Genomic DNA, 15,509 nt, shown 5'->3' with positions numbered 1-15,509 from the left:
AGGGGAGTAGGCTCACTCGTCGGGCGGAACGCACCACAGCGAACATGAATTCTCAGCCCGGAGGCGCTATTTTCACCGAATCTCGCCGAGCGTCCAGAGCGCCCTACAACGAGGCGGCGCTGACGCCCGAGAGATTGGTCGAATTGCGCCAGCGACACCCCAGCTTTAGCGGCGACTGGGCTCATTTGGCTCGACTGGAGGCCGAACTGGCCCTGCAGCCGGGTTCGGCCGAACGGTTTGCGCGTTGGAACCGCTGGCGTTTGGAACAACCGGCGGTCGACAATCCCCGTTTTGAGCCGGTCCATCTGGAGGGCGCATCGCTCCGCAGGGCTGATTTTCGGGGCGCCAACCTCGACGGAGCCTTCTTTTGCCAGGCGGAGCTCGCCGGCGCGGATCTCCGCGAAGTGAGCGGTAAACAGGCCGACTTCCAAGGGACGAACCTCGCCCGAGCCGACCTTTCCCGCGCTGATTTGACCGGCGCGCGGCTCACTGACGCGGCCCTGACCGGCGTGATGGCGATCGCCGCCAATCTGGGTCAGGCCGATTTGTCTAGCGTCGACCTGGTCGAAGCGGATTGCCGCGACTGCCGTCTGACGGGGGCGAAACTTGTTCGCATGCGAGCCCAACAAGCGATTCTGACCGACGCCGACTGTAGCGGCGCCGAGCTGCGTCATGCCGACCTGGAAGAGGCGACCCTGGAGCACGCTAACTTCACCGACGCCAACCTGGAAGAAGCGAATCTCCACTACGCCAACGGCCACCACGCAAACTTCACCGGAGCCAAACTCGACAATGCCGACTTGTCGGGAGCCAGCTGCCTGGGAGCCGATTTCACGCGAGCCAGCTTCTATGGCGCCGTCCTGCGGCAGGCCAATTTGGGCCGATGTCAATTGACCCCGGTTTATGGGCTGCTGCTCGATGAAACCTTTCTGGCCGGCGACGAGTTTACGCCCAAAGCGTCCGATCCCTGGAATACGCTGCTTAACACCTACACATGGCGGCGTCTGTTGATCATGGCGGCCTGGATGACGCTCTTCTTCGTCCCGTTCCTGGTTCATCCGTCGATTCCCACTCCGCAGGAAATGATCGAGCCGAAGCTTGAACCCAGCTTTTTGCAATTGCAGGAAGCGGCCAAGTCGCTGCCGCTCCGCTCTCCCGAGTTCGATCGGTTCGCGGTCGAGCGTTACTACGCAATGCTCCCCCGAATTCATTCGGCGGAAGGGTTGCCGATGCAGTTCTGGCTTGTGCTGGGAGGAATCGAAGGGCTGATTTTTTGGACCGGAGCGATCGTCATCGTCGCCGCCATCTGGCAGCGCGCGGTGCTGAACTACTATGTTTCGGGCCTCCGCCAAAAAGCGAAGACATTTCGCCGGACTCCGTCAGTGGCCGAATATTGCGGCCAGTTCCACGGTCCCTCCGAAGAGGATCAGGGAGGAGCCGCCGCGGCGATGTATTACTGGCTCGAAGGACACCTGACCGAGCGGGTGAAAATGACCGGCGGCGACATCGTCCGGTTTCGCCCTTTCCGCGTATTGGCCCTCCCCTCGTGGGTCCATCTCACGCTGTCGCGCTGGAAACAGATTTGGAACAAGATGCTGCCCGACTGGGTGAAGACGCCCCCGCCGGCGTCGCTGGCCGAAGTTTTCGGCGTTTATCGGATGCATCGCGTCAATCGCTTGCTGATCTGGACCACCTTTACGCTGATCGCATTCATCTGGCTTCGCTGGGCCGCAATGGCCTATCTCGGCATGTAGCCTCGAAATCCCGGCCCATCCGCCGTGGGGCGAACTATGATAGAACTCAGGCCTCCAATTGCGGGGAAAACGGGGCCTTATCAGTATTTGTTCGGTGGCCGGCCTTCCGCATCCACTACCTAAATCCCCTAATCGCTGTTGTCAGCGAAGGCCGGATTTGTTCCACTCTGTTACCAAGCTTGATTGCCCGGCCTGCATGATTCGCCCGCTATGGCTCGAACTTTCGTCACTGACTTCGTCTCCATCGATCCCAGCCCTGAATGGGCGGTGAAACTACGCGCGTACAAAGACGACGTGCGGCAGTTGGTGGGAGATCAGGCCTATCTTGACGATCCTCCCCACATCTCCGCCTACCTGGCCCGTTTTGCGGAGGGGATCGAAATCGACGAGACGATCGCCGAAGTCGCCGCCAACTTCTCTCCGATTGCCATCGAACTCGACGGATGGCACGTCTTGGAAGCCGATCCTTGGACGGGAGAACGAACGCTGACGATCCATGTCAGCGAATCATCTTGCCAACAGCTGCATGACCTGCAATCGCAGATTATCGCCGCGATCAGCGATCAACGTGACCGAGAAGCGACGCAACAACATTACAACAATGTGTTGGCGAATTTTTCCCCCTTGCAGCGCGAATCGATTGAGAAGATCGGCTTTCCCTTTTGCGGCGACGCCTGGGAGCCGCAATTCGTGATCGCGTCAATTCGCAAACCCGACTGGAAGCGGGTCGCCGATTCCCTTCTTCATCAGCCTCCGACCGGACAAGCGGTCTGCAGCAGCGTGACCCACTATCGCATCATCGATGGCGAAACCTATCCGCTGCAGCGCTACGACCTGCGCTGATCCATCTCCTCGCCGCCGTTTCAAAATAGGCAGCTTTGGCGAGTTTGAACGAGATGTTCCGGCAACAAATTGCGGAGAACAGTTGACAGCACCCCGCCTAACAAGCGAATGTAGTGCGAACGATGCTCACCATGGACGACTGCAACCGATTGGAAAAGGCGAATGCGAGAATTGCGCAAGGGAAGATTTCGCCAGACATGCTACGGCATGATGCGCTGGCCTCTTGCTTTGGCCCTTGTCGCTTGCTGTCCGCTGTTGGCGACGGCGCAATCGCCCGACATGTTCAATCCGTCGAGCCCAGACGCCGCTGAAATCCGCGAGCTGTTCTACCTGGTTCTGGCGATCTCAGCGATCATTTTTCTCTTGGTCGGCGGGGCGCTCGCCTACTTCATTGTCCGCTTTCGCGATCCTCCTGGCGCACCGCGCGACGATACCGAACCGCCGCAGATTTACGGCAGTCAGCCGATTGAAATTGCCTGGACGCTGGCTCCCACGCTGATCGTTTTTGTTCTCAGCCTGGTGGTGATTCGCTCGGTGATTGCGATGCGATCCGATCCGCCGGAAGCCGGAGTGATTCGCGTGCGAGCCGTCGGTCATCAGTGGTGGTGGGAATTTGAATATCCTGACTACGGATTCACGACCGCCAATGAGTTGGTCATTCCCAGCTCGGAAGTCGACGCCGAAAAGCCGGTCTATCTGCAACTGGAATCGGCCGACGTCATTCATAGCTTCTGGATCCCGAAATTGGCCGGCAAGACCGACCTGGTCCCGGGACAAACCAACCGCATGCGACTTCAGGCCGATACCCCCGGCTTGTACGAAGGACGCTGCGCCGAATACTGCGGCACCCAACATGCCCGGATGCTGATCCGCGTCAACGCAGTTGAGATGGCGGAGTTTGAGAAGTGGATCGAAAACCAAAAGCGTCCTGCCGTGGTCGCTCCGGGAGTCGAAGCAGGCCGCCAGATCTTTATGGATCAAGCCTGCGCCAATTGCCACACGATTCGCGGCGAGCCGGCCGTCGGCAAGTTTGGCCCCGACCTGACCCATCTAATGAGTCGCGAGACGATCGCCGCCGGCGTACTCGAAAACAATCGCGAAAACCTCTCCGATTGGTTGGCCGATCCCGATCACGCGAAGCCCGGCAGTCGGATGCCGAACATGCGGCTCAGCCCGACGGAAGTGAAACAGTTGGTCGATTATTTGATGACGTTGGAATAACCATGGCGATCGCCGAATCAGGACAATCGAGCGCATCGTCGCCGCTGGTCACGCAACTGCACGGTTGGGTCACCACGGTCGACCACAAGCGCATCGGGATTATGTACATCCTGATGAGCTTCTTCTTCATGGTGGTTGGCGGTATTGAAGCGCTGCTGATCCGGATGCAGCTGTGGGTTCCCGACAACACGCTGATCGGCCCGGACACCTTCAACCAGCTCTTTACGATGCACGGCACGACGATGATCTTCTTCGTCGTGATGCCGATGCTGACCGGCATCGCCAATTACCTGGTGCCGCTGATGATCGGTTGCCGCGACGTCGCCTTTCCGCGTTTGAACGCGCTCGGCTTCTGGCTCTCGCTCTTTGGCGGCTGCATCCTTTACACCTGCTACTTTACCGGCGACGCGCTCTACGGACTCGGTTCGGCGCCGGACGTCGGCTGGTTCGCTTACGCTCCTCTCACTTCGCCGGCGTACGCACGCGGCGGCGCCGTCGACTACTGGATCTTGGGAACTTCGGTCAGCGGCGTTGGCGCCCTGACCTTCGCCGTCAATCTGGTCGCCACCATCCTGACGATGCGGGCTCCCGGCATGAAGCTGAATCAGGTTCCTTTGTTCGTTTGGATGATGTTGATCGACGCATGGCTGATTCTGGTCGCGTTTCCTCCACTGACGGCGGCGCAGATCATGCTGATCCTTGATCGGTATGCCGGGGCGCACTTCTTTGATCCGCAAAGCGGCGGTTCGGCGCTGCTCTGGCAACACTTGTTCTGGTTCTTCGGGCATCCCGAGGTTTACATCATGGTGTTGCCGGCGTTCGGCATCATCTCCGAGATCATCCCGGTCTTCTCTCGCAAGGTGATCTTCGGCTACGCGTCGATGGCGGCGGCGACCGCGGCGATCGGTTTGATCAGCCTGGGCGTTTGGGCGCATCACATGTTCACGGTTGGCTTGGATGATCGGCTCGACGCCTATTTTTCAGCCGCGAGCTTTTTGATCGCGATCCCGACCGGCATCAAAGTCTTCAACTGGACGGCGACTCTCTACGGCGGTCGGTTGCAGATGCGCACGCCGATGTTGTTCGCCCTCGGTTTCCTCAGCATGTTTTTGATCGGCGGTTTGACCGGCATCATGCTGGCGACCGTTCCCGTCGACTGGCAAGTCTCGGACAGTTACTTCCTGGTCGCCCACTTCCACTACGTGCTCTTCGGCGGCAGCTTGTTCGCGCTGATGGGAGGCTGCTACTACTGGTTCCCGAAAGCGACCGGCAAAATGCTCAGTGAGAAGCTCGGCCTCTGGCACTTCTGGCTCCTCTTCATCGGGTTCAATCTGCTGTTCGGGCCGATGCATATCTCCGGCATCCTCGGCATGCCGCGCCGCGTTTACACCTACCAGGCGGGACAAGGCTGGGAGTTCTGGAATCAGGTTTCGACGGTCGGCGCCTTCATCATGGGCTTCGGCATTCTCTTCTTCTTTATCAACATCGCCGTCTCGCTTCGCTCAGGCAAAAAAGCAGGAGACGATCCGTGGGACGCATGGACGCTGGAATGGGCGACCAGCAGTCCACCGCCGTCGTACAACTTTGAACAAATCCTCGCGGTCCGCAGCCGGCGTCCGCTTTGGGATCTGAAACATCCGGAAGACCCGGACTGGAAATATGAGTAAGTCAACCGCCGACGAAGCCCTTGAACTACCGCCGGTCGAAAGCAGTGAATTTCCGCTGACGACTGCGCAGGTCGGAATGGCGGCGTTCCTCTGCTCCGAAGCGGCGTTCTTCAGCACGTTGGTCGTCTCCTATTTGATCTACCTTGGTCAGGATCAAAGCGGTCCGACCCCGGCCGAATCGCTCAGCTTGACGCGCGCCGTGATCAATAGCGCGTTTCTGCTCGGCAGTAGCGGCACAATCATGTTGGCGATGAACAGCCGCAAAGCGAACAGCCTTGGCGGGTTTAGCGTTTGGATGTTCGTGACGATCGCGCTCGGCGTGATGTTTTTGGTCGGCACCGCCTACGAATGGGAAGAGCTGATCTACAAGGACGGTCTGACGATCAGTCGCAATCTGTTCGGAACGACGTTCTTCACGTTGATCGGCTTCCACGCGTTTCACGTCACGATCGGTCTGGTCTTGCTGACGATCATCACTTGCCTGGAACGGGCCGGTCGCTTCTCTGCAAAGAGCGAAGCTCCGGAACTCGTCTCTTGGTATTGGCACTTTGTCGATGCGGTCTGGATCGTGATTTTCGGCGTCGTTTATTGGATGGGAACGTAACAAGCCGCCATGACTGAGTCCTCTTCCAATTCCGAAACCTCGCCGCATCCCGAAACGATCGCGATGCCGCGTCCGACCGCATGGCCGATGGTCTTGGCCGCCGGCGTTGGACTGCTCGCACTCGGTATTCCGACCAACATGATCTTCTCGCTGGTTGGCCTCGGCATCATCATCACCTCTCTCTACGGCTGGTTCGGCCAACTTCTTACCGAGGAAGCGGAAGTCGAAGAGCCCTTGGTCGCGCCGGAGCTACGAGCCAAACCGATAAAACCTTCGCACAAGCGAGTTCTCGCGGCGACGCCGGGACAACGTCTCGAACTGCCGGAAAAGGTCCATCCCTATTCAGCCGGCATCAAAGGCGGACTCGCCGGCGGCGCCGTGATGGCGGTCGTCGCGTCGATGTACGGTTTGTTCAGCGGACGAGGCTTTTGGTACCCGATCAACCTGCTCGCCGCAATGATCTTGCCGGACTTCGCCGACAACACCATCGCCGAACTCGCCCAGTTCAGTCTGGCGGCGCTAATCATCGGCGTCGTGATCCATTTGGCGACGTCGCTGATGGTCGGCCTCTTCTTTGGCGTGCTGTTACCGACGCTTCCGAGTTCGCCGGTCTTTTGGGGCGGCGTCGTTGGTCCGCTTCTCTGGTCCGCTTTCATCTACGCCTTCATGGGCGTCCTGAACCCAGTCATGAGCCAATACGTCAGCTGGCCCTGGTTTATCGCATCGCAGTTCGCCTTTGGCATCGTCATGGGATTGGTGGTCGTACGATCCGAGAAAATCTCGGCCCAGAGTCTGACCCCCGCGACCAATCGGGAGTCGCACGATGGCTAGAACGAACGCCTACGCTCCTTTCGCGACGCTGCTGTTCGCCGCGCTGCTGGTCGGCTGCGGCAAGCCCGACCCGGCCGATCGTTTCGTTCGTCCCGAAGACGTCACCGATTTCGTTCAGCTCTTCCAGACCAACTGCTCCGGCTGTCACGGCGCCGCAGGCAAACTCGGCCCCGCGCCGCCGCTCGACGATCCTCTGTTCCAAGTGATCGTCAGCGACGAACAGTTGCACCAGACGATCGCCAACGGCCGCCCCGGCACACTGATGCCGGCGTTTGAAAAGAGCCAAGGTGGCGCGCTCACCGCCGACCAGGTGCAAATCATGGTCGCTGGAATTCGCGAGACCTGGAAACCGAACGCAGTCTCTTCGAGCAACCTTCCTCCGTATCAAGTTTCGGTCGAGGATCCGGCCGGCTTGAAAACGGCGAACGTGAAAACCGGCGAAGAGTTGTTCGAAACCTCCTGCGCCAAGTGTCACGGCGACGCCGGCGTTGGCGAGAAAGAGGAGGCCGGGCCGCTCGACGATCCGGCGCTCGCTCGCTTGATGAGCGACATCGTCCTCCGCCGTTTGATCATCACCGGTCGCCCTGATCTGAAAATGCCCGACTTCACGACGACCGGAAAACATTCGCATACCGGCGAGCCGTTCACCTCGGAGCAGATTTCCGACATCGCCGCCTACGTTCGCTCGCTGCAAAAGCCGACCGCTGCCGCCACGGAGCGCGAAGTGGAACAAGAAACCGCCAACTGATTGATCATGACGCACTCGACATCCAACTCGAATCCTCCCGACGAAGAACGTCGCGGCCTGCTGAAGTGGAGCGCCATCCTCCTGGGAAGTCTGGCGACTGCAGCCGCCGGAATTCCGATCGTCGGCTTCCTGCTCGGTCCGCTGCGCAAACGGGATGACCAATGGACGACCGCCGGCAAAGTCGAAGACTTCCCGGTCGGACAGACGCGTCTGGTCGACTTGCAAAACCCGCTGCATGGCCTGGGTGACGGCGACGCCGGCAAGATCGCGATCTACGTGCGCCGCGCCGATGAAGCGACCTTCCAGATCTTCGCCGTTAACTGCACGCATCTCGGCTGCCCCGTCAATTGGCTGGCTGACGCGGGGCTGTTCATGTGCCCTTGTCACGGCGGCGTTTTTTACGAAGACGGCTCGCACGCGTCGGGGCCGCCGCCGCGGGGACTTTATCAGTACGAACATCGCCTGGAAAAAGGGGACCTGCTGGTGAAGCTGGGACACCTGCCGACCCTTCAGCAACCTGGTTAACGCGTAAGTCGCATGAACACGATCAAGCAAATCTGGGACTGGCTCGAACATCGGCTCGAGCTGCGCGATTCGCTCTGGCCGGTGATGCGTCACCCGGTTCCGGCGGCGCTCGCCAAGCCGGTCGGCTGGTGGTACGTCTTTGGCAGCATGACCCTCACCTTTCTGATGCTGCAAATCGTGACCGGCATCTGTTTGGCGATGGTCTATCAACCGACCGCCGAAGACGCCTACGCGAGTCTCGAATACCTGAACTACGAAGCGCCGTTCGGTTGGCTGATGCGGGCAATCCACTACTGGTCGGCGACCGGCATGGTGGTGATGCTCTTCGTCCACATGTCGCAAGTCTTTCTGATGGGCGCCTTCAAGTACCCGCGCGAACTGACCTGGTTGGTCGGCGTTGGCCTGTTGGCGATGACGCTGGGTCTGGCCTTCACTGGTCAGGTCCTCCGTTACGACGGCGACTCGTACTGGGGCGTCAGCGTGGCGGTCGCCGCTGCGGGACGCGTTCCCTGGCTTGGCCCATCGATCGTCCATTTCATTCTCGGCGGCGAGTACATCGGCAGCGAAACGCTCAGCCGCTTTTTCACGCTCCACGTTTTCATCTTGCCGGGCCTGTTGTTCTCGCTGTTGGCGGTTCACCTGTACCTGGTGGTGAAGCGTGGGATCTCGGAACCGCCGACTCCCGGCGAGCCGGTCGACAAAGCGACCTACCACGAGCAATACGAACAGCTGCTCGAAAAAGGGATCCCCTTCTTTCCGCATGCTCTCTATCGCGACGGCGTCGCCTGCGCCATGGCGGTATTAATCGTGGTCGGCTTGGCGGTGGTCTTCGGTCCCAAGGGTCCCGGCGAAATTCCTGACCCCACGTTGATTCACGCCGAGCCCCGTCCCGACTGGTACTTCCTGCCGATCTTTGCGCTCGCCGCGCTCTCGCCGCCGTCGATGGAAACCTTCCTGATGCTCGGCTTGCCGGTGATCGGATTAGGCGCGCTGTTGGCGGTTCCGTTTGTCGCTGGCACGGGAGAACGGAGCGCACGCCGCCGCCCTGTCGCCGTCCTGACGGTGCTGGTCTCATTCGTGACGCTGATGATCCTGGGCTGGTATGGCGCCACTTCTCCTTGGTCGCCTGACATGCAGGCCTGGAGTGACGCCCCGGTTCCCGAAAACATCGTGCAAAAACTGACGCCGCTCGAACTGCAAGGGGCGATCGTCTTCCAGAACAAATGCTGCCGCAACTGTCACGCCCTCGAAGGCTCTGGCGGTCATCGCGGTCCTGATCTGACCGACGTCGGCTCCCGGATGAATCCCGATGCGATGGTTCGCCAGGTCGTCCAGGGGGGCGGCAACATGCCGGCCTACGCGCAGCAGATGAACAGCGCCGAAGTGGAAGCTCTGGTCTCGTTCCTGGTGAAGTTGCGCCCCGAGGGAATGCCGCCGGCGGCCGTTCCTTCCGCTCCGGCCGAGACGCTCGCCGCCGTCAAAGCGACTCCTTGAACGCCGACTTTCTGAGTGCGATTGGAAGCTCGTGGCAATTCTCGCCCGGCGTTCTCTTCGCGCTCGTCATGAGCGGTTGGATCTACGTTCGCGGCTGGCGACGCTTGCGGGAACGAGGCTCCACCCGCTTCCCGGTTTGGCGGCTCAGCGCGTTTCTTGGCGCTTTGCTCTCGATCTTTCTCGCCTTACAATCGCCGCTCGACGCGCTGGCGCCCTTCTCGCTGCAATTCCACATGGCGCAGCACTTGCTTTTGATGTTGGTCGCGCCGCCGCTGGTCTGGCTCGGCTCGCCTGAGCTGCCAATGTTGGCCGGCTTGCCGAAGTGGTTCCGGGACGAGTGGGTTCGCCCCTTCGCCCGCGTGCGAAGTTTACGGATGGCGCTCGATTGGCTCTTTCGCCCGCAGATCGCGTTTATCGCCTATACGGCGACTCTTTGGATTTGGCATGCGCCAGGCTGCTATCAACTGGCGCTCGAGAGCGAATTCTGGCACCGAGTCGAACATGCGATGTTCCTCTCGGCGTCGCTCCTCTTCTGGCATCCGGTGATGCAACCTTATCCGCATCGCGTTACCTACTCGCGATGGCTGTTAGTTCCGTATCTCTTCTTGGCCGGCGTCCAGGGAACGATCCTCTCCGGAATCTTGTCCTTCTCGCCGCGGGTCCTTTATCCGCATTACGACGCCGCACCGAACCTGTGGAACATCACGCCGCTGGAAGACCAGGCGCTCGCCGGCGCGATGATGTGGATCCCAACTTCCATCGCCTACATCGCCGCGCTCTTCTGGATCGTCGCCGAACAGATGTCGAGCGGTCGCGTTTCGGCGAGAAGGCGCGAACGTCATCGCCCGATCGCAGTCTTCCACCGCTCGCAAAAACAAGTTGGACCACGCACGTCGCTGTGGGCGCCGCTATTGCAACCAAGAGCCGTACGCGTGACGCTACGGTGGGTGATGTTTGGACTAGCGGCGATTGTTATCGTCGACGGCTTTAGCGGTCCGCAGATCTCGCCGCTCAATCTGGCCGGCGTCGCTCCGTGGATTCATTGGCGAGCGCTCCTGGTGATCACGCTAATCGTCGGCGGCAACTTCTTCTGTGCAGTCTGTCCGTTCACGGCGCTGCGAGGATTCGCTCGAAGGCTGAAACTCAACTTCGCGTTTCCCAAGTCGCTACAAAACAAATGGCCCGCCGTCGTGCTGCTGGCGATCTTCTTCTGGGCGTACGAAGCGTTTTCGCTCTGGGATCGTCCCGCCTGGACGGCCGGGATCATCCTTGGCTTTTTTGTCGTCGCGCTGGCGTTCGACCTCCTCTTCGCCAACGCGCCGTTTTGCAAATACGTCTGCCCGATCGGGCAGTTCAATTTCGTGCAGTCGCTTGTTTCTCCCAGTCAGGTTGCGGCTCGTTCGACCGACGTTTGCGCCGGTTGTCGTACTCGCGATTGCCTGGCCGGAAATGCCGCTTCCCCCGGCTGCCAACTCTCCCTTTTCATCCCGAAGAAGCAAGGCAATCTCGATTGCACGTTTTGCCTCGACTGCGCTGACGCGTGCCCCCATCAAAACATCACGCTGGTGCAATTACGCGTCGGCGCCGATCTGGTGAGCGATCAGCAGCGTTCCGGCGTCGGCAAGTATTCGCAGCGTTTCGACCTGGCGGCGCTGATTTTAGTCCTCTTCTTTGCGGCGCTGTTGAACGCGGCCTGGATGACGGCGCCGATGGTCAACGTGGAAGAGTCGCTCACGCAGCTGATTGGCTGGGGACGATTGCCAGTCGTGACAATTGGTATGCTCTTGGGTCTGCTCGCTCTTCCCTGGCTGCTGATGCAAGCGATTGGCAAAGCGACGTCACCCACCGCTTCCTGGCAAACGACGGTAATGCGATTCGCGCCGGCGCTCGTTCCGCTCGGCCTCGGCATGTGGACCGCCCATTACACGTTTCACTTCTTCACCAGCGGCGATTCGCTTGTCTGGGCGACCGAGCGGATGGCGAACGATCGTCTGGCGACCGACTTTTTGATCGGCGGGGGCGAGTGCAGTTGCTGCACGGCCAGTTCCATCGCGTGGCTTTTGCCGCTGGAGCTGCTACTGCTCGATATCGGACTCTGTCTCTCGCTGTGGGCCGCATATCGCATCGCTCAGCGAGAAACGCCGCAGTTGGCGCTCCGCACCTTCGCACCATGGGGCGCATTCCTGGTTCTCTTCTTCCTCGCTTGCGTCTGGGTACTGCTGCAACCGATGGAAATGCGAGGCGCCTATGTCGCCGGTTTGTAAATCGATCGCCGCGATCGCGCTGCTACTCGCCGTAGCGAACATCGTCCTGGCCGACGGGGGCAAGGTCCAACTCCGCCGCGAAGTGGCCCCGTACCAGGTGACGATCTTCACCTCTCCCACGCCGCTGCGAGCCGGCCCGGTCGATCTGAGCATCTTGGTGCAGGACGCAGCCGGAAATGTGGTGAACGACATCCAGATCGACTTCCGCCTGAAAAGCGAATCAGGCGTGATCCTGACGCCCCCTGCCTCGCAAGCGACCTCCACCAACAAGCTGCTTCAATCGGCGAAGTTCATCCTGCCGGAAAAGGGCGCCTGGCAAGTTCAGACGACGATCACCGGTAAAGCGACCGCTGATATTGACTTTGAAATCATCGCCGCAGAGGCTCGCAGCGATTGGGGAACGGCGGGGTGGATGCTACTATTGCCAATGGCGATCGTAGCGCTGTTTGTGATGCGCGAACGATTGGTTCAACGTCAGCGAAGCGAGGAATGAGATGAAAGTCCACCGCATCGTCCCCAACATCCAGACCGCGGATCCTGCCCTGGCCAAGCGGTTCTATCATGACATCCTCGGCCTGGAGGTGCTGATGGACTTTGGCTGGATCGCTACCTATGGTTCCGATCAAGCGATGACGGTCCAGGTCAGCTTTCTCTCGCAAGGGGGAAACGACACGCCGGTCCCGGACCTTTCGATTGAAGTCGACAGCGTCGACGAGGCGCATGCAGCGTTTGTCGCGGCGGGGTTTACGATCGAATATGGTCCGGTCGATGAACCATGGGGCGTGCGACGGTTCTATGTCCGCGACCCGTTTGGCAAGCTGGTCAATATTTTGGCGCATGCCTGATTGCGGCGGCGCGAAAGCTTAACCGGCGGCAACGGCGCAATTTTGCGTCTAACGACTAAAATGCGCGACCTCAGCGGCTACAATCGGTAAGGCCCGTTTTCGCAAACCGCACCTCCCTCTTCGCCATTCCATCTTCCTTTATGGATACGTCCGCCAGTTTCCTCAACTCGCTCCAACTGGTTTCGGACGACGAAGCGTGGAATCGCCTGGTCGGGCTCTACTCGCCGTTGATCCGCGGTTGGTTGCGACGCTTCGGCGCCGCGACCGATGACATCGACGACGTCGTGCAGGAAGTGCTGACGGTCGTCTTTCGCCGCTTTCCCGAGTTCGAGCGTCAGCCGCGTGTCGGCGCGTTTCGCAGTTGGCTGCGCACGATCACTGCGAATTGCCTGCGCGATCATTGGCGGAAACGGAATCGTCGCGCGGCTGCGGTCGGGGGAAGCGAATTTGTGCAGATGATCGATCAGCTGGAAGATCCCCATAGTGGCGTGAGCCAACTTTGGAATCGAGAACATGATCAGTACGTGATACAATATCTGCTGGAAGAAGTTCGTTCGAACTTCACACCGCAAACCTGGCGAGCCTTCGAGCGTTTCGCCTTGGAAGGAAAGTCGGCCGATGAGGTGAGCCAGGAACTCGGCATTTCGGTCAACGCCGTTTTCATCGCCAAGTCGCGGGTCATGTCCTGCTTGCGGAAACAAGGCGCGGGACTCATCGATTCCCTGGACGACTAGTCGCAATTTCCACCAAACTAGGTTTTGTCGTTCGTCCCATGTCCGAGGTCGACCCGCTGCACCCGACACGCGAACAGCTCGAATCCTTCTTCCATGGCACGCTGCCGGAAGAACAGCGCCAAGCGATCGAAGACCACGTCGCCGAGTGCGATCAGTGCTGCGACGTACTGCGCCAAACGCCGCCTGACGCGCTGGCCGAACGAATGCACGCCGCCCATTCGACGATGCTCGACCCAACGCCTGGGGCGAGGCCGGCCGTCGAAGCTCCCGCGCCGCAAGTTCCGCCCCAGCTGCGCGATCATCCTCGCTATCGAATCATTCGCCGACTTGGCGCCGGCGGCATGGGGGTCGTCTACCAGGCCGAACATCGCCTGATGGAACGCCCCGTCGCGCTGAAGGTGATCCACGGCAAGCTGGTCAGTAACGAAATCGCCATCGAGCGGTTTCGCCAGGAAGTGAAGGCGGCTGCACGATTGTCGCATCGCAATATCGTCACCGCCTACGACGCCGAACAAGCGGAAGATATTCACTTCCTGGTGATGGAATACATCGACGGGGTGAGCCTGGCCGAGATCGTCGAACGCCGCGGGCGATTGTCGCTGTTGCACGCATGCAACTTCGTCCTGCAAGCGGCGCAAGGCCTGCAGCACGCGCATGAGCAAGGGATGGTTCACCGCGACATCAAGCCGCAGAACATGATGCGCACCTCGCGCGGGATCATCAAGATTCTGGACTTTGGCCTCGCGCGACTCGCCGAAAATGAAACGGGCGACGGCCGTTTGACCGAAGACTTCGCCACGCTCGGCACCCCTGACTACATCGCTCCCGAGCAAGCGCACGACTCCAAAAGCGCCGACATTCGCTCCGACATCTACAGCCTAGGCTGTACGCTCTACTTTCTGCTCGCCGGCCAGGTTCCCTTTCCCAAGGGGACGTCGCTCGACAAAGTGATCTCGCATAGCGAGCGTCAACCGACGCCGCTGATTCAGTTACGACCTGATGTTCCGCCGGAAGTGGCGAACATCGTCGAACGGATGATGGCCAAAGACCCTGCCGAGCGATTTCAAACGCCGGCCGAAGTGGTCGAAGCGCTCCGACCTTTCGGACGCCCCGATGCCGAACGAAGTAAGGACGAGGGAAAGACTCTCACTGGCCAAACGATGGCGACTCCGCTCGACCTGACGATCCAACCCTCCGCCAAACCAGCGATCTCCACTCGTACCAAGAATCGCGCGCCCAACGGCGCCAAGAAGTACTGGATGCCTTTATTGGCCGGCGGCGGCATCGTGGTGCTGTTAGGGCTGATCCTGATCCTCTCGCAAGGCGTACCTCCCGAACCGCAGCCAGATCCAGTGACGCCGGCAGTGGTCACTCGCCCCGTTCCACCGATTTCCGGCGGTGACGACCAAGCCTGGATCAATCTATTACCGCAGATCAATCTCGACTCGGAGGTGGTCGCCGGTTCGTGGGAAAGAACCGCTGATGGATTGCGCGTGGAGGCGATGGAAGGCGCCCGGCTGATGCTTCCGTACCAGCCGCCGCGCGAGTACGAGTTGGAAGTCTCCTTCACGCGGCTATCCGGCACGCAGTCAATCGCCCTCCTCTTCGTCGATGGTTCCGGTAGCGCCGCCTACGACATTGACGGGTGGGGAGAAAACCTGGTCGGGATCCAGAATATCGACGGCCGCAATATGAACCAGGACCGGACCGGCGTCAGCCGCTTTTCACTGGCGAACGGCGAGCGTTACACCGCTCTGCTCCGCGTTCGGCGCGACCGAGTCGACGCCTATTTGAACGGTGACCTCATGACTACCTACCACGGTGACGGCGCGAACCTGAGCATGCTCGAGCTGTGGCGATTGCCCCGGCCGGCGCTAGGAATCGGCGCCTACGACTGCGAAACGGTCTTCCACCAGGTTCGGATCCGCAATCTCTCGAATTAGCGCAACCGATTGGCTGCATTGCACTTAGCGATTCCT

The 15,509-nt window shown here is 60.2% G+C and carries 14 protein-coding genes; all 14 read left to right on the top strand.

The genetic code is table 11. From position 1 onward, the window contains the following. Positions 1-44: 44 nt before the first annotated feature. The 14 genes from LOC68_RS17740 (at position 45) to LOC68_RS17675 (ending at position 15,473) form a co-directional block, all read left to right on the top strand. Complete coding sequence (locus LOC68_RS17740; protein WP_230221203.1) at positions 45-1,754, top strand: pentapeptide repeat-containing protein; 1,710 nt, start codon at positions 45-47, stop codon at positions 1,752-1,754. Positions 1,755-1,964: 210 nt separating this feature from the next. Continuing rightward, positions 1,965-2,597, top strand: a complete 633-nt coding sequence (locus LOC68_RS17735) for a 2'-5' RNA ligase family protein (RefSeq protein WP_230221201.1) — start codon at positions 1,965-1,967, stop codon at positions 2,595-2,597. A gap of 162 nt (positions 2,598-2,759) precedes the next feature. After that, positions 2,760-3,818 carry a cytochrome c oxidase subunit II gene (coxB, locus tag LOC68_RS17730; RefSeq protein WP_230221199.1) on the top strand — a complete coding sequence of 353 codons (1,059 nt, stop codon included), beginning with the start codon at positions 2,760-2,762 and terminating at the stop codon, positions 3,816-3,818. A 2-nt stretch (positions 3,819-3,820) separates the two neighbouring features. Then, a complete protein-coding gene (gene ctaD / locus LOC68_RS17725) occupies positions 3,821-5,485 on the top strand; it encodes a cytochrome c oxidase subunit I (protein WP_230221197.1) in 1,665 nt (554 codons plus the stop codon). Continuing rightward, positions 5,478-6,089 carry a cytochrome c oxidase subunit 3 gene (locus tag LOC68_RS17720; RefSeq protein ID WP_230221195.1) on the top strand — a complete coding sequence of 204 codons (612 nt, stop codon included), beginning with the start codon at positions 5,478-5,480 and terminating at the stop codon, positions 6,087-6,089. Before ctaD ends, LOC68_RS17720 begins: the two co-directional genes overlap by 8 nt. A 9-nt stretch (positions 6,090-6,098) precedes the next feature. Next, entirely contained in the window at positions 6,099-6,920 is an 822-nt protein-coding gene (locus LOC68_RS17715; RefSeq protein ID WP_230221193.1) for a hypothetical protein, read from the top strand. After that, positions 6,913-7,668: a c-type cytochrome gene (locus tag LOC68_RS17710; RefSeq protein ID WP_230221191.1), complete on the top strand. Its 756-nt coding sequence runs from the start codon at positions 6,913-6,915 to the stop codon at positions 7,666-7,668. Before LOC68_RS17715 ends, LOC68_RS17710 begins: the two co-directional genes overlap by 8 nt. 6 nt (positions 7,669-7,674) lie before the next feature. Further along, complete coding sequence (locus LOC68_RS17705; RefSeq protein WP_230221189.1) at positions 7,675-8,193, top strand: QcrA and Rieske domain-containing protein; 519 nt, start codon at positions 7,675-7,677, stop codon at positions 8,191-8,193. Between the two features lie 12 nt (positions 8,194-8,205). Continuing rightward, positions 8,206-9,687, top strand: a complete 1,482-nt coding sequence (locus LOC68_RS17700; RefSeq protein ID WP_230221187.1) for a cytochrome b N-terminal domain-containing protein — start codon at positions 8,206-8,208, stop codon at positions 9,685-9,687. Beyond that, positions 9,684-11,951, top strand: a complete 2,268-nt coding sequence (locus LOC68_RS17695; protein WP_230221186.1) for a cytochrome c oxidase assembly protein — start codon at positions 9,684-9,686, stop codon at positions 11,949-11,951. The genes LOC68_RS17700 and LOC68_RS17695 overlap by 4 nt, the downstream gene beginning before the upstream one ends. Further along, positions 11,935-12,444 (top strand): hypothetical protein, encoded by a 510-nt coding sequence (locus tag LOC68_RS17690; RefSeq protein WP_230221184.1) that lies wholly within the window; start codon positions 11,935-11,937, stop codon positions 12,442-12,444. Before LOC68_RS17695 ends, LOC68_RS17690 begins: the two co-directional genes overlap by 17 nt. Before the next feature lies 1 nt (position 12,445). Further along, positions 12,446-12,796 carry a glyoxalase superfamily protein gene (locus tag LOC68_RS17685; protein WP_230221182.1) on the top strand — a complete coding sequence of 117 codons (351 nt, stop codon included), beginning with the start codon at positions 12,446-12,448 and terminating at the stop codon, positions 12,794-12,796. 140 nt (positions 12,797-12,936) lie between these two features. Beyond that, entirely contained in the window at positions 12,937-13,530 is a 594-nt protein-coding gene (locus tag LOC68_RS17680; protein WP_230221180.1) for an RNA polymerase sigma factor, read from the top strand. A gap of 38 nt (positions 13,531-13,568) precedes the next feature. After that, positions 13,569-15,473: a serine/threonine-protein kinase gene (locus LOC68_RS17675; RefSeq protein WP_230221178.1), complete on the top strand. Its 1,905-nt coding sequence runs from the start codon at positions 13,569-13,571 to the stop codon at positions 15,471-15,473. Positions 15,474-15,509: the final 36 nt, after the last annotated feature.

Source organism: Blastopirellula sediminis, from assembly GCF_020966755.1.
Taxonomy (GTDB): Bacteria; Planctomycetota; Planctomycetia; order Pirellulales; family Pirellulaceae; genus Blastopirellula; species Blastopirellula sediminis.
Note: the sequence above shows the minus strand (reverse complement) of the source record. Positions and strands in the feature narration are given on the sequence as shown.

Coding starts and splice junctions, on each gene's coding strand:
- LOC68_RS17740 (WP_230221203.1), top strand. CDS start 45: ATGAATTCTCAGCCCGGAGGCGCTATTTTCACCGAATCTCGCCGAGCG.
- LOC68_RS17735 (WP_230221201.1), top strand. CDS start 1,965: ATGGCTCGAACTTTCGTCACTGACTTCGTCTCCATCGATCCCAGCCCT.
- coxB (WP_230221199.1), top strand. CDS start 2,760: ATGCGAGAATTGCGCAAGGGAAGATTTCGCCAGACATGCTACGGCATG.
- ctaD (WP_230221197.1), top strand. CDS start 3,821: ATGGCGATCGCCGAATCAGGACAATCGAGCGCATCGTCGCCGCTGGTC.
- LOC68_RS17720 (WP_230221195.1), top strand. CDS start 5,478: ATGAGTAAGTCAACCGCCGACGAAGCCCTTGAACTACCGCCGGTCGAA.
- LOC68_RS17715 (WP_230221193.1), top strand. CDS start 6,099: ATGACTGAGTCCTCTTCCAATTCCGAAACCTCGCCGCATCCCGAAACG.
- LOC68_RS17710 (WP_230221191.1), top strand. CDS start 6,913: ATGGCTAGAACGAACGCCTACGCTCCTTTCGCGACGCTGCTGTTCGCC.
- LOC68_RS17705 (WP_230221189.1), top strand. CDS start 7,675: ATGACGCACTCGACATCCAACTCGAATCCTCCCGACGAAGAACGTCGC.
- LOC68_RS17700 (WP_230221187.1), top strand. CDS start 8,206: ATGAACACGATCAAGCAAATCTGGGACTGGCTCGAACATCGGCTCGAG.
- LOC68_RS17690 (WP_230221184.1), top strand. CDS start 11,935: ATGTCGCCGGTTTGTAAATCGATCGCCGCGATCGCGCTGCTACTCGCC.
- LOC68_RS17685 (WP_230221182.1), top strand. CDS start 12,446: ATGAAAGTCCACCGCATCGTCCCCAACATCCAGACCGCGGATCCTGCC.
- LOC68_RS17680 (WP_230221180.1), top strand. CDS start 12,937: ATGGATACGTCCGCCAGTTTCCTCAACTCGCTCCAACTGGTTTCGGAC.
- LOC68_RS17675 (WP_230221178.1), top strand. CDS start 13,569: ATGTCCGAGGTCGACCCGCTGCACCCGACACGCGAACAGCTCGAATCC.